This window comes from Chitinophaga sp. RAB17 (assembly GCF_052114225.1).
GTDB lineage: Bacteria > Bacteroidota > Bacteroidia > Chitinophagales > Chitinophagaceae > Chitinophaga.
In genome coordinates, this window is sequence record NZ_JBFREI010000016.1 from 1 (window position 1) to 21,190 (window position 21,190).

Sequence of the window (21,190 nt, forward strand, 5' to 3'; positions counted from 1 at the left end):
TCCAGCGCTTCTCCTCCAAATATCAGTAGTTGCTCCGGCAACAATAATTTATCGGGCGCCGATACTGCTTTCCAGTAAGAAGGCACTACTTTGATACAGTCTATCCGATGAGAGTTAAAGTAATCATGCAGTTTGTCACTATCGTTGATAAAGGCTTTCGGAAACAGGTGCAATTCCCCTCCTGTAGCCAGGCAACCATACAATACCGTATTGCCCAGATCCGTGGCGATACCGGTCAGCAAAGCAAACGAATGGCAATCTGCAATTGGTATGGCCGCCTGCAAACCTGCCAGGTAATCAGACAGGTTGCGATGAGTGATCATAACGCCTTTGGGCGCACCTGTGCTACCAGAAGTATAAATCACATATAACAACTGTGAAGCAGATGGATGAGGTAGGACAGGTCCGGCATCGTTTAATAAATCTTCATCCAGTGAAATCACCTGCGCCGCTGTGGATGGCAACAAGCCCCGGCAACTACTACTGCTCACGATCACCGTTGCCGCGGCATCTTTTAAAATATAACTGATCCGTTCTATAGGATAATCCTGCTCAACAGGCACATAAGCACCGCCTGCCTTCAATATCCCCAGGATACCCACTACCATATCAGCAGAACGTTCTATGAACAGCGGTACTAACGTATTAGCCTCTACGCCGTTTTGGCGGAGACAAACCGCCAACCGGGTAGCACGTGCATCCAGTTCCTCGTAACTCATAGACTGCCCCTCAAATACCAGTGCAGTGGCCTGTGGTGTACGGGCTACCACAGCCGCAAACATATCCACGATCGTTTGATCCGTTCCGGCTAACGCCACATGATTATTGGCAGATAGCAGCAATTCGCGTTCAGCCGTTGTTAACAGCTCAATATCGTTGAGCTGCTTTACTTCATTTTCAATTACCTGCAAAAGCACATGATGGAACTGCGCGGCTATCTGCTGCACATAAAACGTATCCAGCAGATCACTGTTATAACTGAATAATAGCCTGGTAGTTTCTCCCGTATGAATGATGATGGTTAATGGATAGTTGGTATGCGGATGGGCCTCCAGGTTGGTCATTTTCAGCTGCCAGTCTTTTAATGCCAGTACACTGTTCAACGGGTAGTTCTGAAACGTGATGGAAGTATCGAACAAATCACCTGTTATACCGGTACTTTGCTGAATATCCTTTAACCCTGTGTATTGATATTTACCGCATTCCTGCTGGTTTACCTGAAGTTGCTGCAACCATGCAACAATATCATTCTCCGGTTCCACGGTAGTATGCAATGGCAGTGTATTGATAAACATACCTACCCGTTGTTCCATTCCCGGTAATTCTTCCGGGCGGCCGGCAACCGTAATACCAAAAATAATATCCCTGCGGCCGGTATAACGGGACAACAGATAGCTCCACACTCCCTGCATCAACGTATTTTGTGTGATACGATGACGGCGGGCATACGAAGTAAGCCTGTCGGACACGATGGTATCCAACTGTAGCAGATGTTCCCTGTAAACGCCCAATCCTTTTGTCCGGCCAGCCACAGTACCAATGAAAGGCAACAAGCTTCCCTCACTGATCCTGTTCAGATAATTACCCCAATATTGCAATGACTGTGCTTTATCCTGACGGTCCACGAAACGTATAAAATCTTCAAATCTGTCTTCCGTTGTGATGACCGGCCTACTGCCCATAGTGACAGTCTCATAATACTGCAGCAGTTCTGCCAGCAACACCGGCAATGACCAACCATCCAACAGGATATGATGGAATGTCCATAATAACCGGTAATGGTCATCTTTCAGGCGTATCAGACAGAAGCGCGTTAGTGGAGCTTCGCTGAAATCGAAGCCCTGACGGCGATCTGTTGCTTCATATTGCGATATGGCGTCCAGTTGTTCATTTTCCTTCAGCTGCCGGTAATCCAGCACGGTTACCGGTAGTTTCACCTCCCGGAGCACACACTGAACAGGAACACTGAATTCATCGTAATAGAAAACACTGCGTAAAATAGTATGCTGTTGCACCAGATGTTGCAGGCCCTGTAAGAGTATTGTTTCGTTTAATGCACCCAGGTCACAGGTTAATTGTTCCAGATAGACATCCGATTGCTGATTATACAATGAATGAAACAGGATACCCTCCTGTAAACCGCTCAGTCGATATAAGCCGGTTATTTGCTGACGCCTGGGGACACCTTTGTAAGGAACATCCAGGAATTTATCCAATGCTTCATGATTGATATACGCTCCCAATCCATAATCAGCAGGTGTAAATGAAACTACCTGTTGTGAGGCACAATGCGCTATCAGCATTTGCAGGTTTGATAAATAATCTGAAGCCAGTTTTTCTATATCAGTCATGCTATAGTGCCGCGTACTATAACGCCAGTTCAATACAAGCACTCCGTCCTGAATATAACTGTCTATAATTATTTTCTCCTGAACAGGATGTGCCTCACTGGCAAAAGCGTGCAGCGATTCCATGGAGGCACTCAGATAATCATTAGGCCTCAGCAGGCTATCCAGCTGCCCGAGGTAATTAAACAGGACATCCCAGGGATTATTCCCCTGCAGGGAAGGTACTTTGTTGATATACTTCAATACCCCATATCCGATGCCCTTATCCGTTACTTTACGCAATTGTTCTTTCACCTCTTTTATCAGTGCTGATTTGTCGTCTGTTTGCACCTCCAGCACTACGGGGTACATGCTGGTAAACCAGCCTACTGTACGGCTGTTGTCTATGCCGGCGGCAATGTCTTCCCTGCCGTGCCCTTCCACTCCCACTACTACACTGCGGCTATTATTCCATACATTGAGGGTTAGCGCAAGCGCACTCAATAAAATATCATTGATCTCCGTATGATAGGCCTTAGGTACGTCCTGCAGCAGACGTTGTGTCCGGACTGCATCCAGTCGCACTTCCAGCCGGTCAACATCAGCCGTGGCAATATTACCATCATAAGTATGTTCTACCCTTAACGGGCTATATTTTCCAGCGATTTTTTCCCAATAGGATTGTTGGTTTAATAAGTGGGGCAACCTGCTATAGTTTTCCAATACATTATACCACTGACGGTAAGAACTACCTTTGTGGCCAAGTATGCTGTTCATTTCAGGTGCTTCTGCATTCAGCAGCAACACTACATCTTCCAATAAAATCCTCCAGGATACGCCATCTACAGCAAGGTGGTGAACGATCAGCAGTAAACGATGATCTTCTTCTTCCTCCGGCGTGAGCAATAATACTGCGCGGAAGAGGATACCTTTTTCAATATGCAGACTACGCTGGTATTGTTCCTCTTTCGCTGCAATAGCTGACGGTAGTGCCGCCGGGGCAACATCATGCAGGTCAAATATTTCCAACGGAGCTTCATAATTACCGTAGGACTGTTTCCAGATTCCATCGGAATATGTATACCCGAAACGCAGCGCATCGTGATGGCGTACCAGTTGTGCAATAGCCATTGAAAGTTTATCCGCATCGGTTGCTTTGGTTACTTTCAGCAGCACGCTTTGATTAAAATGGGTACTGGTATTGCCTGTTGTTTCAAAATAAAATTGCTGTATGGGTAACAGTCCGCTGGTACCGGTAAGTAGTCCCTGCTCACCTGCAAGTGTGTTATGCTCCTGCAACAACAGGAAGGAAGAAAGTGCAGCAATGGTTTGACAGGCAAATAAATCACGGGGTTGCAACGCATAACCCGCTCGCCTTGCGCGGCTTACCAGCTGGATCGTAATGATGGAATCGCCACCTAATTCGAAAAAGTTATCGTATATACCTACACGTGATACACCCAGCAATTCTTCCCAGATAGCTGCCAATGTTTGTTCCCGTTCATTGCGGGGCGCTACATAATCCTCTTCCAGCAACACATTCATATCCACTGGCGGCAAAGCTTTTTTATCTATTTTTCCGTTTGTGCCAAGCGGTAATTCGTCCAGTGGGATCAAAAAAGATGGCACCATATAACCTGGCAATTTTGATTGCAAATAGACCAGGATAGCGCTTTTATCAAAATCACCCCGGGGTACCACATAACCTATCAACCCCTGATTATCTTTCCTTGGCACTACTACCGCCTGGCTTACCAGCTCACATTGCAGCAATAAACTCTCTATTTCACCCAGTTCGATACGATAACCGCGGATCTTTACCTGATCATCTTTCCGGCCAAGGTATTCGATATTCCCATCCGGCAACCATCTTGCCTGGTCACCGGTACGATACATTCTTGTATGCCCTGTTGCTAGAAATGGATTATTAAAAAATCGCTGAGCCGTTAATTCCGGACGATTCAGATATCCACGTGCCACCTGTATCCCTCCGATGTGCAACTCTCCCGGCACCCCTATAGGTGTTATGTTGCCGGAGGTGTCCAGAATGTACAGGGTTGTGTTGGCAACAGGTTTGCCGATAGGTACTATTTCAGGGTTACTGCTGTCTTCCGGCGCCGGCCAGCAGGTTACATCTATTGCCGCTTCTGTAGGGCCATACAGATTATACAAACCTGCAGGGATCTTCGTTTGTTTGAAAGCCTGTACCTGCTGCGGCAACAAGGGTTCACCACTGCAAAGTACACGACGTAAACAGGAGCAATCTCCTGTAGCAATATTTTCCAGGAAAACATGCAACATGGAAGGCACAAAATGGATAGTAGTAATCCCCTCCCGGACAATAATTCCCTTCAGATAATCAGCATTCCTATGTTCTTCGGGCAACGCAAATACCAGCCTCGCTCCCGTGATCAGAGGCCATAATAATTCCCATACAGATACATCGAAACAAAAAGTATTTTTTTGCAATACGGCATCGGTACTATCAAGATTAAAGTAATCCTGTGTCCATAGCAAACGGTTCAACAACCCTCCGTGCTCATTCATTACGCCCTTGGGCTGACCAGTAGTACCGGAAGTATAAATTACATACGCCAGGCTGGCTGGGGTAAGTGAATTGGGTGGCGCGGTGCGGGGATAGGTCGCTATACTGCTGTTATCGCCATCCAATGTGATCACCCGGATATTGTCTGCCAGCTGCAAACGCAGAGCAGACGCCATCGTGGTGAGTACAATGCTGGCGCCGGTATCTGTGAGCATATAACGTATCCTTTCCGCCGGATAATCCGGATCGATAGGTACATAAGCACCTCCGGCCTTTAATATGCCCAAAATGCCTGTTATCATTTCTTCAGAACGTTCCAGGCAAACAGGTACCAGTGTTTCTTCTTTTACTCCCTGGCTTTGCAGGTAATGCGCCAGTTGATTGGAGCGCTCATCCAGTTGCCGGTAGCTGATGGCAGCCTCCTTAAAAACCACCGCAACGGCATCAGGAGTACGCGCTACCTGGGCGGCGAACAGATCCAGCCAGGTTTTGTCGTTAGGATAAGCTACCGCAGTATCATTGTATGTTGCCAACAACCGATGTTCTTCCTCCGGCAGGATACTGATTTGTCCGACAGGATCCTGCAAACCATTCTTAAACTGCCGTAAAATATGCATAAGACGGCGTGCCAGTAACGGCATCTCTTCCGCAGAAAAGAACTGTTCCTGGTAATCCATTCTTAACTGTATGGGCTGTTGTTTGCCATAATCCTTCCACATCAGTTCCAGTGGAAATGAGAGATCAGGGTTAGACAGAGTGGTGGTAGTGGCTTTTATATTTCCTTCCATCTCCAGTTCCATATCCAGCAATGCATAGTTCACAATCACCTCAATCAGGTAATCGTTGATATGGCCGATCTGCATCATTTTTTTCAGATCGCTGACCAGATAATTCTGATAACGATAATCTTCCCTTTGGGTAGAAGCAATCTGCTTCAGCAGTTCGAGCAAAGGAATATCCGGTTGATACACGCCTTTAAAGGGTATAACTCCCATAAACATACCGGCTATGGTACGTAATTGTTTCGTTCTCCTTTTATGTAAAGGAACGCCAAAAACGAAGGATGTTTGCGATGTTGATTTAGCAAAGTAAATCATTAAGGCAGCAATGGTTAATTGTTGCAAATTCACACCCGATCGTTTTTCCAATTCATCCATCCAGGCTTTGTCGTCCGCTGCAATATCAAGCAGGTAGGTTCCTCCCTGCTTCTGATGTGCAGCGCCCTGTCTTTTCTTCAACACGCTATCCGGTTTTTCACCAATTCTGGCCTTCCAGTATACACCTTCCCTGACATAGTCCTCAGAATCCCAATAAGTGTGCGCCCTGATGGCTTCTTCTTTATAAGAAGGGAAACTGAAATTTGTTTCCACACCAGTTGCCAGTGCATTATATTTTTTTGCGAGATATTGAAAAACCGCAGCCACCCCTACACCATCTGTTACAAGATGATGATATTTAAAATACCACCAATGTTCCTGATCACTGATCCTGATGAGATAAAACTCATACAGCAATGCCTCCTCACCTAATTTAAAAGGGATGTTCAGCCGATCTTTTATCCATAGCTCCATTGCAGCATTATTATCAGGCATGTCAGTGGCATCCACTTCCTGCATGTGATATGACAGGGAGTTGTTATCAAAATACAGATGTGGTGTATCATCTGTGATACTGAATCTCATTCTGAGTGCATCGAATACCGCAGGCAATGAATAAACGGCGGCGGCAAATTTTTCTTTGTCAAGTGTACCCACTATTTTCAGGTAACCACCTGTGTTGTAATGAGAACTATCAGGATATATCAATTGATCCATGAAAATATCATGCTGTGCGGGATGGAGCGAAATCATCTGTTGGAACATATTATTTTATATTTTGAGTATTGTAAATTATTAAGCAGTAATAGGAACAGGCATGTAAAGCCCGCCCTGCGCCCTTTCAGGCAGCAGATCAGTAGTACGCCGTGTATTTACCGGCTATGTAACTAAATACCGGGGGGAACTATTCGGAGATAGTAGCAAATGGATAGTAACAAAAAGCTTCCGGTAATCTGCATGATTACACCGGTTGTTAACACACTTTACGACACTCAAAGTAAAGGACATAGCTGTCGCATGTGTGAGTACATATTTGTTTCACACTATTAGGCTTCCCTACGATAATTAATTATGTAAAAGCTAACGGGTAATGTTTTGTAACATATACTCCAGCTTGCATAGAAAAAACCAGATCATATCTGGTCAGTAAGAAAAGTAAGTTCAAATCATAAGCATCAGCGGATCTTTCCAGATTATTGTGCAGATCTGAAAGAAGGTATGCTGATAAATAAAAAAGAGTAATCATTTTACCCTATGTATGTTTCAACCTCCGGGTCATGGTTGGGGGACAGACATAGCTTCCACGTTAACGGCTGGGTTATTTTAAACAGAGCACTGCGGATATGGTTCAAAGGAACTAAGCTGATTAGGCCTCATAAAATACGGGTATTAAAATGTTAAGTCTCATTGACAATAAAAAGTGTTTCCCTGGATGTTGTGTTTTTATATGGGTTTCCGGCTATTTGAGTTGGTGTTGGTGTTGTTGTTATTTTTTTAGTAGTCGAAGAAAAGTATGACTAAAATTAGGAATAAAAAAACAAGAATGAAATTTTTTTTTTTAAAACTTATGACTGATATAAACAGCGCATTATAATATGGATGTTATGCTGTTTAAAATAGCTGTATTTCAAACAGCATAACATATCAATTATTCAATTTCACGGCAATTGGAAAGCAGGTGTCATAGTAGTGCCATCAGCTGCACCCGTAGGCGTTTCCACCAGTTTACGCGCCATCAGCGACAGCGCAAACATAGTACCTACTGCTTCCTGTAAAAATCCGGGCTCTCCATTGAATGTACGATGCAATGCTTTTAACATGGCCTGATACGCCTGCGCAAATTGTACAGACAATATCCGTGCACGGGAGTTTTCCGGATAGTTAACCAGTTGCGGATCATCTTCTATTGGCCATACACCATTCGCATCAAATGATATTTTAGCTCCTGTATAAGAAAAGCCACCACCTTTTTTTCGAACCAGGTGATATCCGTTCACTATTTCCGCAAACTTATAGTAATGCGCCAGCTCACCATCACCATCCTCCGGATTGGAGGAAGACATCCCTTCTCCCTGATCTTTTATCTGTTCCAACGCATTCAGCGCATCCTGTAGATTCTTTATAGCGAACAACTTTCCCTGTCCATTCCATTCCTTCACCTGTTTATCAATATTACCAAAAGTAATTTTCCCTGCCTTATTCAAATCAATCAACCCTCGTTTGATCTCATCATAAAACCAACCAATGGTATAGGGATTGGCTCCTTCCGGCCATTGCTGATTCTGCGCTTTCATCCTGGTTTGAATCATTTCCTCCGGTTCTTCAATGGTCATAAAAGTATCACGGATATGTTCTATAGAGCAACGTCGTAAATGCACAGTGAGACCTGCTCTCAAACCTCCCGGCAATGAAGCGGGATAGCGTGGTACAAATCCGGGATGCACCATATCTGGACTACCACCGATAGCAATCAACAGGTTTGATACCAATGCCATATGCAACATTTCTTCCATTACAATACCTCTGATCAATTCAGCTACTTCTATATTATATCCCTGTTTGATACTATATAAAGCGCACAGGTAAGGGGGAATAGTGGCGTGCTCCAGTTCCAGCGCCGTTTGCAATGCCAGCTTCAGACTATCAATACTATCCAGTTTCATATACACCGGATTGTCCAGCCACTTACGGATCATCTCCAGCTTTGCAGCAGAAAGGTCGCGCGTTACGGGCATATAATTAGGACTGGTGACCGGCAGCCTGAAAACATTCTTCATGACATGCAAACGCTGAATAACACTGGCATAATTAGACAAGTCAACAATAGGCTTCATCACCGGGTACAGATTGGCATACTGCTGAAAAATAGGTTGTACATGCTCCATCCAGGTTGGTTGATCTGGCACCTGGTACCCGGAATATACTTTTGCCATAATCGTGTCATTACTCCGTACATCCCCTGCCGCATAACCAATATAATACACCTGCCCATCAATAAAATCTCTCGGTGTTCCGGGATCACTGGCGGTAACAGGTATTTCTGCCACACCATCTACATTAGTCATAACATTGGCAGGGAAAGCCAGGTGAGATGGTGCACCCGGTTTAGCTCTCCGTCCCTGCACATTAAACAGCCGGATGGACTGGTTGCTGAACGGTTTGCCGAAAGCAGTTGCATATATCCTGGCAGTTTGTTTTTCTCCGGGATTAAACCGGAACGTAAATGCATCAGCACGCAGGAATGTCCCGGTTGTATCTTCCTGCAGCAACGTTCTGCCGGATGCAGAATGAAAGATAGCAAGTGGATTTTGCTCAATTAATGCAGCTGTTGCAGGTGTAAAAGGGATGGATACAATACCGGCGGTAGCAGCATACCAATTGGTATCAGCATAATGTATTTCTCCCAATAATACCGGTGCACCGGAAGCCGGCAATACCGCCAGATAAATCTGGTCCACATCGGCAAGGACTCCCTTCTCAGTAGGCAAACTATTTCCCAGGTCAACATGTACCACGCCATCGCCCACTTTACAGTAAGCAGTGTTAAGACTAATACGCGCAGCCGGATTGGGCAACAGCGCCCGGCCATTTACAAAATGCAGCGGTTCATCCGGATAATATTTGCCAATAGCTCCTGTAATCCTGCCAAAAAGAAAAGTAGGAGACGCAGGATTAAAATCAAACGCATCCAGGTTAAACTTGATGCTCAGCTTGTCCGGCGCCTCTCCTGACGGCTCGCCTGCAGCCAGTTCCTCCAGGAAGCGGGATCTTATGTTATGATTCCATCTTCCAATATTTAAAACGCTTTGATAAACAGCACCACTGCCAACATCGCCGAAAATTGCATCCTGTGCACGCAACCAGTAATCACTGAAAGCCGCCACTTCATAGTCGCCCTGAAAAGCAGCATCATCGCCATCGCCAACTACTACCTGGAAGCCCCATAGTTCAGTTGTTTTTTCATCGGTATCCAGATCCGCCATTTTACCATCCACTCGGCTGTCCACTCCGCTCAATGGCATGCCGATAATAGCATCCAAAGCAGCATCATCGCAGGTAGTGCCGTCAAGGTAAGTAACCCGCTGAACCGTACAATTATATAATCGCCAGCTGCCGGTTCCATTAGGACTGGGACCTCCATTCCCTATCGGATAAGCAGGTAGCTGATAACTGGTCTGGAAATTATCATTATCATAATAACCCCTCGGATTATTGACTGTCGGGATATCGGACTCAAATTTTCCTGAAAAATGAAGCCGGGGAAATTGCAAATAACTCATAGATAGTGTTTAAATTAAGGTGTTCGATTAATGGCATACTAATGCCACGGTTATAAAATGATATACACGATGGATTTCGCCACAGGTTGATGAACCTGTCACGAATTAGTTTTAAGAAAGGTTTGTATGCAGGTTACTCAGCCACGAAAGCTCACAGCTTCTCCAGGCAAAGCCAAGGAATCTGTACAGTTAAATGAATAACCAATAAAAAAGAAGAGACAATATTAGGAAGGAGGAGAATACTGCTTATTAATTAAAAAATGCTTCCTGATGCCAACCGATAAAATTACGAATGCTTGTTTCATTTCTTATTCCTTACGTTTCCTTAATAAATCCAGATTACCAATTATAACAACAGTATAATGTGTTATCAGGCAGAGGTGGGTGTTACAAAAAAGATATCAGATACACACGGTTTTCATATTTTCTTTACGGCGTTAAAACTACAATGTGATAATGCGATAGGGCCGCAGTATGATAAAGCATAACTTAAGGAAAAAAAAATCTGAGACCAATACAATGATGTATTGCTTTAGCGACCTTACATAGCACAGATATTCCCGCCGGTTGGAATTTCAAGCGAAGTCCACCCCGGCAAAGAATTAATATTTTGATTATCTTGCTACTGAAAAACAGCCTATCATGTGATGGAAAAAATCCTTCTTAGTGTCGATAATATACTATTCACTAATAAAACCCTTTTATTATGACAGTAGAACAAATTGCCTCACGCCTGACAGCACTTTGCCGGGAAGAAAAATTTGATATTGCACAAAAGGAACTTTATGCAGACGATGCGATCAGCATAGAACCTTACGCTACGCCTGATTTTGAAAAAGAAACAAAAGGATTGAGCGCTTTAAGGGAGAAAGACAAAAAATTCAGTTCTATGGTGGAAGCCAGGTACGGTACTACTGTTTCAACACCATTGATCACGGGCAACGTTATCGCTTTTGTACTCACTATGGACATCAAAATGATTGGCAAAGACCGTATGAAAATGAGTGAGCTCTGCGTATATCATGTAAAAGATGGTAAAATTATTTCAGAGCAGTTCTTCATGTAAGAATACATTTTCACATCGTTGATCAGCGGCTTGCTGAAGCGTTATTTCGTAGCTGATTATTTAATTCATCGACCATGATTCCGGCCCTTGAATCAACAACCCCTATCTCTCCGTGAGAAACGAGATTTCTTATCCTGGTTACACGATTGAGTTTATTGATTTGATCCCGGGTTAACATTCCTCTTTGAAAAAGCTCTCTCATGACCTGTTGAAAATGCATAAATTGCTGGGGCCAACCAGCGTCGGCACCCCGACCTGGAGTTTTAGCCAAAATGTTTCGTGCTGTTTTCTCCAATACAGCAAATTTCTCCAGGAACTCGTCTCTTGATACCGTACGGGAGTTGCTGACATCAAATGATGCTTTATCGTTTTCAATCAATTTATCTGCTGTGTTTTCAATCTTTGACGGATTTACAATAAATATGACAAATAGCATAGCCTGGAAAATGGTGAAAATATTAAGGACGCCCACAACTGCTACAAGGAATATTAAGAATGAGCCTAAATCAAATCCATTAAGATAAACGACTAACAAACTAAAAGTTATAGAAAGGCCGGTAAGCCATAGTAAAAATTTTAATCTCGAAAAATATTGCTTTTTAATATCAGCATAAATTTCAATAAGGGTTTCATCCTTTTCTACTTCTCTATCCATTCTTTCGTGGATAAAGAAAAACCCTGCTGCAAGAAAGCCTATTAGCGCCGCAATGGCCTGTGCAGAGGAACTAAATGTCCAATAAATATTATCTTCTCCCTTGTACATTATATTAGCAATATGGTAGTTACCAAAAGTTATTGTAATACCCGGATAGCCTGAGCAATCGCTATTCCGTAGGGCTAATATAGAAAGAAATGTGTAAGTATCCCTATTGGGGAACAGTTTATCCTTAGAAATTTAAAGGCAAGTACTATCTGTTTCCGTAAAGCCTTACAGCAGCATGATAGCGTAAAATAATCCCAACGTTTTATACATTTAATGAGTTTGAGATTTATTAAGTAACTTTCCTTACACTAAAACAATATCCTATGGGTAAATTTGTTGTCTCCAAAAGCAGCAACGGCGAATTCCGTTTTAAATTAAAAGCAGGTAATGGGGAAGTAATCCTTGTTAGCGAGGGCTACACCTCCAGATCAGGCTGCGACAACGGCATTGAGTCCGTAAGAACCAATTCCCAGGTTGATGAACGGTTCGAGAAAAAAACCTCCAGCAATGGGAAACACTATTTTAACCTGAAAGCTACCAATGGACAAGTTATTGGTACCAGCGAAATGTACGAAAGTGCTGCTGGTCGTGATAATGGCATTGCTTCTGTCAAAAGTAATGCCCCTAAAGCGACAGTAGAAGAAGCTACAGCTTAATTTGCTTGAAATCCGGCTGGTCGGCATATGCGCTGACCAGCCTTTAGTTAGCTCCCCACCCCTTCATTCCCCCAAATAAATACCGTTATGAAAAAACCGGGACGCGGAAGTAAAGTCATGTATACTGCCAATGCCATGCCCCCCGAAATTCAGGATTACTTTGGCATTTTGTTTAACAACATAAAAAAATATCTCCCCTTTTTTTCCGAAGCATTAACCAACAACATCATTAACAGTTGCGAGATATTCTCCTTTAAACGCAATGACATTATACTAGACTACGGAGAAATTTGCCGACACTGCTACTTCTGTATTGGCGGCATGGTTACGGCTAAATATCTTAAAGATGGTACAGAAAAGGCTAAATGGTTTTTCACGGAAAATGATGTTATCACCTCTGTAAAAAGCTTTTTCCGGCAAACAGCCAGTGCAGATAAATTAATTGCCAAAGAGCCTACCATTTGCCTGGCCATTCCATGGGAAAAACTGGAAGACATATATGCTACACATCCGGAGTTCAATAAAGTAGGCAGAAAACTAACAGAGTATTATTACGAGCTGGCAGAAGAAAGAGCCATATGGCTAAATAATACAGCAGAGGAACGTTACAACCTGCTGTTTCAGGAATACCCCAAATTGGCTAACAGGATCACGGACACAGAGCTCTCCTCCTATCTGGGCATTTCCCGCCAATATTTAAGCAAAATAAAAAAGCAACCGAGGAAAAAATTGCCTTAAATCCTTCCCCCAGGCTGATTAAAAATTGTCACATATATTAACAAACTTCTCAAAATAGCATTCTAATTTTGAAAATGAAAAAATAACCTCGCTACATTCCATGTACGCTTTAGAAATGTCTACCATTTATTAACCCTAAATAAAACGACAATGGTTATTAAAAAATCTCTCCGAAAAATCCGCCTGGCATTTACCCCACGAAGGCTAATTACTTCCATGATTAAAACTAAGCTGTAAAAAAAGCCCCCGCATCCAGCGGGGGCCTGGTAGCTATACTGAGTTGTTGCAACTGTACCCAGCATAGGCAGCAAAGCGGGGCTACTCTTTTTGCACAGCCGCCTGGCTTACACCCGTCATGATGCTGCCTGCTACTGCGAGTACACCCGCTGCATTTCCCACTATTTCAGGGAGCTGTATGAGTAGCCCTATCACTGCCGCTGCAAGAGCAGTGAGTATTAGACCGATATTACGCACCTTCTTAAAGAATGGTGGTGTTGGGGCTACTAATCGCTGAATTAATTCCATATAAAACTTGTTTTAAAGATGAAAAAATTACGCTTCCTTAAACAGCAGCGGATACCGCCACCATCTTCATGGAATTGTATGTACCATTCGACAGCTGATAAGGCTTTCCATTTATCAGCTGCACAAACTCAATACTGAGTGCCAGGAACATCGGGAAAGTGCTGTTAGGAGAAATAGTAGCCGTAAGGTTCAACGGTGCAGTATTAGTACTATCAAGTATTAATATCTCACTTGCCGCCTCGGCACTTTCATACTTCTCTCCAGTAAAATCGATAGCACTTACCCCACACGTGATGATGAAGTGTGTAGCTCCTGCTGGTGCAGCCAAGCCTTTTTTCGCATTAAATGGCGGTACCACTACGCTGCCAGTGCCAGCCACCCGATCAATGGTAGCTGTAAAAGGTGCAAAGAGGGAGGTATTCATCACGCTGTTCATATTGAACTCAAATTTTTCAATGAATCCAATTTCTCCATCTATGACATTACGCAACCCCCTGTCGCTGGTGGCATCCGCCTTTACTACTTTCACAAACGCTTGTGTAAGCCGGATAGCAACTCCGCTATCTGCTACACTACTCATCATAGTGCGAAAAGCAACCCGGAGCAATTTACTGGCCTTACCGGCACGGCCAAATTCCTGCCCATTTTCCCGTGTACGCTGGAATGCAGGATCTTTGAAGATCCGTTCACCTGATACGCCGCTTCTTTTTCTAACGGAGTATCCTTTTTTCGTTTTGTAAAACGATAAGTTTTCAATGGCTCCGTTAAACTGGAGCAGTCCATCTTGTTTACTCATAGCTTATAATTTTTTCGATTAAAGAGAGGCAATTTATAACGCCATGCCTTTTAAGCGTTTCCATCTGATCAGATAGGCTGCACTTCGAAGTACAATGCGAAATTATTCACCGGTGAAAGTGTGAGAAAACGTAACTTCCGCTTTTGCCACTTTTTGCGGAATTATGCGGAAAAACGTACCTCAAAGAATAGTGATATACACCAAAGACATTCAAAACATGTTTGGCAAGAGCGAACGCTCAGCTCAATACACCATGCAAAAATTGAGGCAAATGTTCGGAAAGTCCCAGTGGCAGCATATTTCAATAGCTGAATTTTGCAAATATTCGGGATTAAGCGAGGAAGAAGTCAGGCAATACCTGGAGGGCTCATAGTGCGGTGAAAGAGTAGTAAGAGAGTAGTAGAAGAGTAGTAAAAGAGTAATCTAACAGTAGTAAGAGTGTAGTGGAACAGTAATAGAAGTATAGCGGGAATGTAATAGATAGACGAGTCCTAAGTAGTAGAGAAGTATGCGACAAGTAGTAACAATACCATCCTTGAATTGCTATTTACAGAAGATAAGTTATCCTAATTAAATAATCCATCCTTTAATTTTATGGCAAAGGACACAGGACGGTAATGATCACAATGCCAGTCCCGGTGTTGCCCCTGGCCGTACAGTGCCCTCTGTTAGCGAATAGTTACCGATGATTCCGGAGCAAAAATTTGGGGTCAATAAAGCGGTTAGGCTGCTGTTAAATAGTCTCCGACCATAGGTGTGGTTACCTTATAGATTGTTTATTGTAAGAGGCTCTTGCTATTCGCAGGGTCCTCTTATTTTTTTGAATGAAGTTTTTCCTTTGCTTCAAAGGCATCGATCACAGCGATTATATGATCTTTATGAGCAGGAGAAAGTTTTTCCAATCTGGAAAATTGTTGAATTAAATTAGCCGGTATTGTGCCTTTTTCCAGCTCCGGACTAATATCCCGTACTAAGTAATCGAGGGAACTATCTAAAACATCAGCCATTTTTGCGGCTACTTCAATAGAAGGTTTTATTTCGTCTCTTTCATACTTTCCAATTATATCCCGCGAAGTGCCAATTGCATTTCCCAATTCCGTCTGAGTCCATTCCTTAGACTTCCTCGCTAATGTGATTTTTTGACCGAATGTCATAGTAGATAAATTATTTATTAAAACTACCGATTTAAAGTTAAATGTGAATTAAACATCTCCTGTTTGTTCGCATTCGAAGTTTGATAAAAGTGTCATATACAGCACATTAAATGACGCAAATATGACACAAAAGAGATTTAAATAGTACATTTAATGTATCTTTTTAGGCACATTTTGTTTATATTGTGATAAATAAATCACATCATGAATAACCAATTAAATGATAGAAAAGCAAAACTTCATTATAAGAGTGCGCCACGGGTATATGAATATAAAAAAGTGCCCTGGATAAATCTTTCTGGTCTTTGGCTAGAAAAGGCTGGTTTTGATATTGGAGATAGTATTACGATTTCTGTAAATGAAGGAGCATTGACAATAAGAGTAGCTAGTAAAGCCCCAAAAGTAAAAGCCTTTTGGGAAGATTAAAGTTATAACCCCAAGATGAGCACTGGCAGCCTGAGGGCGGAGTATCATAAAACTACCGCCCACAGGATACCAGGTATAATGTTGATCCCAAACCATATTTTATAAATAATCCAAAACGCCGCAGGGATGCGGCATACTACTCAGCTGGCACCTGCATTATGGTCAAACGTTCTATGCTGAACGATTGCCATCAGAATATCCGCTTTGCAAATATCAAAATCAATTTTATCGATCAAAATTGATATAATATTGCAGATGATCCCGAATAGGGCGTCGATATTAATAAAAAATAAACCAGATAATTCTGATATGGGCTTAACTCTTGATGAAATCATAAAATATGAAAATGAAACTACTTATGTTGACTTTAAAAAACAAGAATATCGTCCGGGTCAATATGTAGAATTCCTAAAAGACGTTCTTGCTTTTGCAAATGCTGATTATAATGGCAGTCGATATATAATTATTGGTGTAGATTTTTCAGAAGGAGAAAGGAAAATTATCGGTATAGAAGGACAACTAACAGATTCTGCTATATTTCAAAAATTACTTCATGATAAAGTAGAGCCGGACATTGATCTTAGCTATTACCCTTACAATTTTGGAGAAAAAAAACTTGGAATTATTGAAATCAAAAACTGCGCGGATCAGCCATACATGATGAAAGCAGATTATGGTGACGGCAAGAGAAATTTATTTAAAGGGAATAGTTGGATAAGAAAAGGTTCACATAAAATTGAACTTCAAAGAAGTGACTTAAATAGGATTTATACAAATAAATTTGAAGTGGTAAACTTCGAAAATCTAATTGACATATTTTTTAGAGATAGTAATGAACTAACCTGCAATATTAAATCCAAGAATCTACCACTGCCTTCTGAAAGGGCAAAACAAAGTATTGAAGAGGCAATTCGTTGGAAAGAAGCAGAAAAAGCTTCTAATATAAGAAACACAGGCTCATTACGTGATATTATGGCGGATACTTGGAATAATAAGTATAATGATATGAGTCTTGCAGATTTACGAATAGAAGCCCTCCTTATTGATCATAAACTTAAACGACAAGATAATTACTATAAGAATGAGGTTAATGCAATAAAACTAAATTTCACTATCAATAACAATGGAAGTTCTTATTTAGAAGACGTATCTGCTATAGTAAAAATTCCAATTAATAAGGGAATCATTGTACTACAACAAAAACAATCTGACCCTGATTCGTTAATGAGTTTACCCTTAATTAGTAGAGATAATTATCCTAGCGTTAAGAAATCGAATACCGAGTATATAATTTCGCAAAATATAGGAGTAATCAAACAYCAGATTCCACGAACTGCTTTCTTCGATGATTTAAGGCTAATTATTTCTGATGAGGTGAAAGACCTTATAGTAAAAATAGAATTTTCACTTTACTCAAGAAATCTTACTACCCCAATTATCAAGGAACTAACAATTAGGGTAGTGAATTCCCAGGAAAGCGATATGCTATGAAGTTTTGAGATATCGTCGCGTTTCCGGAAATAATATATTTAAAAAACCAAGGTATCCATTAGTGCTGCAGTTAAAAGCTCTGTTCTCTTTTCAACAAAAACAGGAAAATCGACTAAATCAAGTTCTTGGGGCAAATAATGCTTTTTTAAAGATGGTGAATATTCTTCTACCCATGCCTTTAAGTCTTTTGAGCTTTTTGATTTATTTTCATTCCCATCTAACATTTGCAGGTTAATAATCGAATTAAAATAGTCTCCTTCTGTAAAATATTCAGTATTATCATCTGCCAATATTATCCCACGAGCCTTAAGTCTTTTCTCATTAAAGGAGGAAATAGGGTGACAATGATCCAAATGAAAATCCCTATTCTTATAGTCCAGATGAGGAAATAATAATGCCAAAACAGGGAAAGCATAGCGATTGTCCTTGCTAGTATAAAGTAATCCCTGAACAAATTCCTCGTCAACAGAAATGCTTTTATTCGTCTTAGCTAATCTGGCGGCAATTGCTTTAGCTGGGAAAATTTCACAGGATCTGGCTATTTCCTTTCTTACGGTATCTCTGATTGCTTTGAGCACACCTTCTGCTTGGCCCCCAAAAATCCGATGTAACAATACTACATGCAGCCAACGTTTTATGAGTGATCTGTCTTCTTTGTATTTTACTTTTTGGCAAAAGTCCTTTACTCTATCAGTTTTATATAAATAGTACACGATGGGCAAAAGTGCATTTAATGAAGTTAAGGTGTTAACGGAGTAGCCAAAATCTGTCACCAACTGAAATACTTCTTTTATCGCAACTCTAATCTCCGGCCAATGCGACTCAAATTCTTTAGCATTACTGATTTTGAAATTTTCTACCCTAAATTTAATATCATCGTTATACAGCACAAGATACGTTCTCAAAATAAAGTCCTTATTGACCTGGAAGCCATACTCTTTTATAAGTTCGTCCACCAACCCATTAATCTCTTTCTTTGCATCCCTCTCCATCCATCCAGATATCGTCGTGGACATTACAAGATCTGAGTAACTAAGTGATAACCCTCCTGAATTAATTCTAATAAAAATGTTTAATGCGCGGGTGAAGTCGGCACTCTGTTCCAAATAATAATGAACTAATTTCTCTAGGTGTACCATATCGTGCAAGCGGCTGAGTATTTCCTGCGCGTTTTCATCCTCAATCTGATGCTTACGACAGTAACTGTTCAACTGGGACATTCCCTTGATGGCTAAGATATCCCCTACCTTAAACCATTTATCAATGTTATCACCGGCCACGACTTCATCAGGCGTTAAAAATGAGAATTCGTATTTTCTATCATCATCACTATCATTAAGATTATCCTTCTGGCCTGTTTTATATTTTAAATTCAAATATAAATAGCGAGTCGGTACCGAATACTCGTTATCCTTCCAGGCAAGATTGTATCCATGATAAGCATATGAACCTTTGAGACCTAAATATAATGCGGTTAAGCGCTGCTGCCCATCCAAAACTACTTCAAAACTCGGCATTCCAATAGTAGAGATCTCTTCCGAACGATTCAAATATCTTTCCCTGTATTTCTTCAAAATGCCATAAAAACGCTGAGAGGTAGTATTATGCCCGTCAACTCGCCATAATAACATGGAGCCGATAGGGTATCCTTGCATAAGGGAATCAAAGAGCATTTCAATCTTGGTATGTGGCCAAACAAAATCTCTTTGGAAGGCTGGTAACAGGTATTGGTTATATTCAATTTTGTCAATTGCGTCTGATACAGACAACGGAGGGAAAAAGGACATCTCTAAATATTATTAATTTTATTGTTGAAGATATTGCAACTACGAATATAAGCAAGTTTAACAATTATATGCAGGTAAAAGATGCCTGTTTCCAGGTCCCTAATACTCCCACTCCCCGCGACTTACCGGCATCCGATTTAGTTCTTCCCGGTAAAATTTCCATTGGGGCATAAATTCATTCATTAACGCCAGAAAGCGGTCATTATGATATCGCTCCAGCAGGTGTACCAGTTCATGAACTATAATATATTCAAGGCAGATAAGCGGTTTTTTGGCCAGTTCGAGGTTCAGCAGGATACGTTTTTTATCCGTATTGCAACTACCCCACTTGGTTTTCATTTGTTTTATCTGCCAGTCTTCTGCCCGCCTACCAATTACCTTTTCCCATTTGTCCATAAGCGGTCCGGCACTTTTCTTCAGCTCCTGGCGGTACCATTCCGTGATAACGGCATGCCTTTGCCCAGTGGTTGCTCCTGGCTTCACATACAAGTCAAGATAAGTTTTGGTCTTCAGCACTACTTTCTGTGGGCTGGTGTGTTCAGTCACTGTCAGCAAATATCTTTTGCCTTGGTAATAGTGGCTTTCCCGGGCCTTGTATACTCTGGGCGCTTGCGTCCGGACCACCAGCATATTTGTCAGAGACATATTTTATAAATAACAATGCGAGTACATAATCCTTATACTGACTGGCATCCATCCCACCTCTGAGCGCATCACAACTGGCCCACAGGGAACTGTATAATTCTGATTTCTTTATTCCCATTATTTTATCGCAAAATTAGATTGATCAAACGGGCCGTAATGTACTTAAAATAGTGATAATATGAGACATACGGCCTTTCCATCTAAACCGGAAGCCGGCGATAGAAATAGCATGTCCTGTATAAAGCACAAATCAAGGATCTCAATAGTACCATTTTAGCTGACAAGTGTATTATTTAGTTAGGGTGTCAGATATGGTCGTATTATGAGACAAAATTTCCTAATCGTTTCCCAGTAAAAATAATAACAACAAAGGTTTATGATTATCAAATATTTTATCAATACCCGGTATGAAGAGTACTTCACAGGGGAAAGAAGCATTGATGCAAATTCTTTTAAGTTGCTACATCCTGCTGCACAGGCGTGGGTTCAGATATTAGAGGCTAATCAGGAAATCCTATCAGGGATGGAAGGCACTATAAATCTTGTCTATTATGTCCATGAACATGAGGTTGTCCTACGCGAATTCGATCAGGCTGATCTCATGGCCGAATTGAATGCAGAAGTAAATCGCGTATTGTCAGCTACTGCAAGATAATAGACGTAACGAAGCGGTGTAAATTTAAAATCCCCACCGTAAGTATCCAGGGTCCTTATCAAGATGAGATTGACCCAATGTCTTGTCAATTTTCTGATAAAATCTTATCTTAATCTATAGTCATTAAGCCAATACCCTTACACTACCATGTCTGTCATTGAAAGTCCCAAAACTTAGCCTATAACCAAATAAGAATACATGGCAAATTTCACAGGTGAAAAAATTGAGAAAAGTAGTGTAGTAAAGGAACCTTACTTCTATTATGATAACACTAAAAAAATAAAATAGCAGCTACGTAA

At 41.6% G+C, this 21,190-nt stretch carries 15 protein-coding genes; 6 read left to right on the top strand and 9 right to left on the bottom strand.

Translation table 11 applies throughout. The features are described from left to right. Both AB4Z08_RS32405 and AB4Z08_RS32410 read right to left on the bottom strand, forming a co-directional pair. Window positions 1-6,734: amino acid adenylation domain-containing protein (locus AB4Z08_RS32405; RefSeq protein ID WP_441577937.1), on the bottom strand; the 6,734-nt coding region annotated here is incomplete at its 3' end. Between the two features lie 893 nt (window positions 6,735-7,627). Next, a complete protein-coding gene (locus AB4Z08_RS32410; protein WP_441577938.1) occupies window positions 7,628-10,249 on the bottom strand; it encodes a ferritin-like domain-containing protein in 2,622 nt (873 codons plus the stop codon). A 706-nt stretch (window positions 10,250-10,955) separates the two neighbouring features. Between AB4Z08_RS32410 and AB4Z08_RS32415 the strand changes: the two genes are divergently transcribed. Then, window positions 10,956-11,315 carry a SnoaL-like domain-containing protein gene (locus AB4Z08_RS32415; protein ID WP_441577939.1) on the top strand — a complete coding sequence of 120 codons (360 nt, stop codon included), beginning with the start codon at window positions 10,956-10,958 and terminating at the stop codon, window positions 11,313-11,315. A gap of 22 nt (window positions 11,316-11,337) precedes the next feature. On the opposite strand, the gene AB4Z08_RS32420 is transcribed toward AB4Z08_RS32415, so the two are convergent. Continuing rightward, on the bottom strand, window positions 11,338-12,078 hold the full coding sequence (locus AB4Z08_RS32420) for a hypothetical protein (RefSeq protein ID WP_441577940.1): 741 nt from the start codon (window positions 12,076-12,078) through the stop codon (window positions 11,338-11,340). A 263-nt stretch (window positions 12,079-12,341) separates the two neighbouring features. On the opposite strand from AB4Z08_RS32420, the gene AB4Z08_RS32425 reads away from it, so the two are divergent. Together AB4Z08_RS32425 and AB4Z08_RS32430 are read left to right on the top strand one after the other, a co-directional pair. Next, complete coding sequence (locus AB4Z08_RS32425; protein WP_441577941.1) at window positions 12,342-12,674, top strand: YegP family protein; 333 nt, start codon at window positions 12,342-12,344, stop codon at window positions 12,672-12,674. Between the two features lie 87 nt (window positions 12,675-12,761). Beyond that, window positions 12,762-13,412: a Crp/Fnr family transcriptional regulator gene (locus AB4Z08_RS32430; protein ID WP_441577942.1), complete on the top strand. Its 651-nt coding sequence runs from the start codon at window positions 12,762-12,764 to the stop codon at window positions 13,410-13,412. Between the two features lie 318 nt (window positions 13,413-13,730). Here the strand turns inward: AB4Z08_RS32430 and AB4Z08_RS32435 are convergent, their stop codons facing one another. From AB4Z08_RS32435 to AB4Z08_RS32445, 3 genes are all read right to left on the bottom strand, one after another. Continuing rightward, entirely contained in the window at window positions 13,731-13,937 is a 207-nt protein-coding gene (locus AB4Z08_RS32435; protein WP_441577943.1) for a hypothetical protein, read from the bottom strand. A gap of 37 nt (window positions 13,938-13,974) precedes the next feature. Continuing rightward, window positions 13,975-14,733: a hypothetical protein gene (locus AB4Z08_RS32440; RefSeq protein ID WP_441577944.1), complete on the bottom strand. Its 759-nt coding sequence runs from the start codon at window positions 14,731-14,733 to the stop codon at window positions 13,975-13,977. Window positions 14,734-15,545: 812 nt separating this feature from the next. Continuing rightward, the gene (locus tag AB4Z08_RS32445; RefSeq protein ID WP_441577945.1) at window positions 15,546-15,887 is read right to left on the bottom strand and encodes a helix-turn-helix domain-containing protein; all 342 of its coding nucleotides are present in this window, start codon (window positions 15,885-15,887) and stop codon (window positions 15,546-15,548) included. A gap of 204 nt (window positions 15,888-16,091) precedes the next feature. Here AB4Z08_RS32445 and AB4Z08_RS32450 point away from each other — a divergent pair, with 204 nt between their 5' ends. Beyond that, complete coding sequence (locus AB4Z08_RS32450) at window positions 16,092-16,313, top strand: SymE family type I addiction module toxin (protein WP_441577946.1); 222 nt, start codon at window positions 16,092-16,094, stop codon at window positions 16,311-16,313. 255 nt (window positions 16,314-16,568) lie between these two features. Continuing rightward, a complete protein-coding gene (locus AB4Z08_RS32455) occupies window positions 16,569-17,804 on the top strand; it encodes an AlbA family DNA-binding domain-containing protein (RefSeq protein ID WP_441577947.1) in 1,236 nt (411 codons plus the stop codon). A 38-nt stretch (window positions 17,805-17,842) separates the two neighbouring features. On the opposite strand, the gene AB4Z08_RS32460 is transcribed toward AB4Z08_RS32455, so the two are convergent. The 3 genes from AB4Z08_RS32460 to AB4Z08_RS32470 form a co-directional block, all read right to left on the bottom strand. Then, the gene (locus AB4Z08_RS32460; RefSeq protein ID WP_441577948.1) at window positions 17,843-19,591 is read right to left on the bottom strand and encodes a DUF262 domain-containing protein; all 1,749 of its coding nucleotides are present in this window, start codon (window positions 19,589-19,591) and stop codon (window positions 17,843-17,845) included. Between the two features lie 99 nt (window positions 19,592-19,690). Next, entirely contained in the window at window positions 19,691-20,236 is a 546-nt protein-coding gene (locus AB4Z08_RS32465) for a M48 family metallopeptidase (RefSeq protein ID WP_441577949.1), read from the bottom strand. Next, the gene (locus AB4Z08_RS32470) at window positions 20,130-20,354 is read right to left on the bottom strand and encodes a type I restriction-modification system subunit M N-terminal domain-containing protein (protein ID WP_441577950.1); all 225 of its coding nucleotides are present in this window, start codon (window positions 20,352-20,354) and stop codon (window positions 20,130-20,132) included. Before AB4Z08_RS32470 ends, AB4Z08_RS32465 begins: the two co-directional genes overlap by 107 nt. A 258-nt stretch (window positions 20,355-20,612) precedes the next feature. Between AB4Z08_RS32470 and AB4Z08_RS32475 the strand changes: the two genes are divergently transcribed. Continuing rightward, complete coding sequence (locus tag AB4Z08_RS32475) at window positions 20,613-20,891, top strand: hypothetical protein (protein ID WP_441577951.1); 279 nt, start codon at window positions 20,613-20,615, stop codon at window positions 20,889-20,891. The last annotated feature ends 299 nt before the right edge of the window (window positions 20,892-21,190 follow it).

What these genes read in the sequence shown, in the direction of transcription:
- AB4Z08_RS32475 (WP_441577951.1), top strand. Translation starts at nt 20,613, where the DNA reads ATGATTATCAAATATTTTATCAATACCCGGTATGAAGAGTACTTCACA.
- AB4Z08_RS32410 (WP_441577938.1), bottom strand. Translation starts at nt 10,249, where the DNA reads ATGAGTTATTTGCAATTTCCCCGGCTTCATTTTTCAGGAAAATTTGAG.
- AB4Z08_RS32445 (WP_441577945.1), bottom strand. Translation starts at nt 15,887, where the DNA reads ATGACATTCGGTCAAAAAATCACATTAGCGAGGAAGTCTAAGGAATGG.
- AB4Z08_RS32470 (WP_441577950.1), bottom strand. Translation starts at nt 20,354, where the DNA reads ATGGGAATAAAGAAATCAGAATTATACAGTTCCCTGTGGGCCAGTTGT.
- AB4Z08_RS32420 (WP_441577940.1), bottom strand. Translation starts at nt 12,078, where the DNA reads ATGTACAAGGGAGAAGATAATATTTATTGGACATTTAGTTCCTCTGCA.
- AB4Z08_RS32430 (WP_441577942.1), top strand. Translation starts at nt 12,762, where the DNA reads ATGAAAAAACCGGGACGCGGAAGTAAAGTCATGTATACTGCCAATGCC.
- AB4Z08_RS32415 (WP_441577939.1), top strand. Translation starts at nt 10,956, where the DNA reads ATGACAGTAGAACAAATTGCCTCACGCCTGACAGCACTTTGCCGGGAA.
- AB4Z08_RS32425 (WP_441577941.1), top strand. Translation starts at nt 12,342, where the DNA reads ATGGGTAAATTTGTTGTCTCCAAAAGCAGCAACGGCGAATTCCGTTTT.
- AB4Z08_RS32440 (WP_441577944.1), bottom strand. Translation starts at nt 14,733, where the DNA reads ATGAGTAAACAAGATGGACTGCTCCAGTTTAACGGAGCCATTGAAAAC.
- AB4Z08_RS32465 (WP_441577949.1), bottom strand. Translation starts at nt 20,236, where the DNA reads ATGTCTCTGACAAATATGCTGGTGGTCCGGACGCAAGCGCCCAGAGTA.
- AB4Z08_RS32450 (WP_441577946.1), top strand. Translation starts at nt 16,092, where the DNA reads ATGAATAACCAATTAAATGATAGAAAAGCAAAACTTCATTATAAGAGT.
- AB4Z08_RS32435 (WP_441577943.1), bottom strand. Translation starts at nt 13,937, where the DNA reads ATGGAATTAATTCAGCGATTAGTAGCCCCAACACCACCATTCTTTAAG.
- AB4Z08_RS32460 (WP_441577948.1), bottom strand. Translation starts at nt 19,591, where the DNA reads ATGTCCTTTTTCCCTCCGTTGTCTGTATCAGACGCAATTGACAAAATT.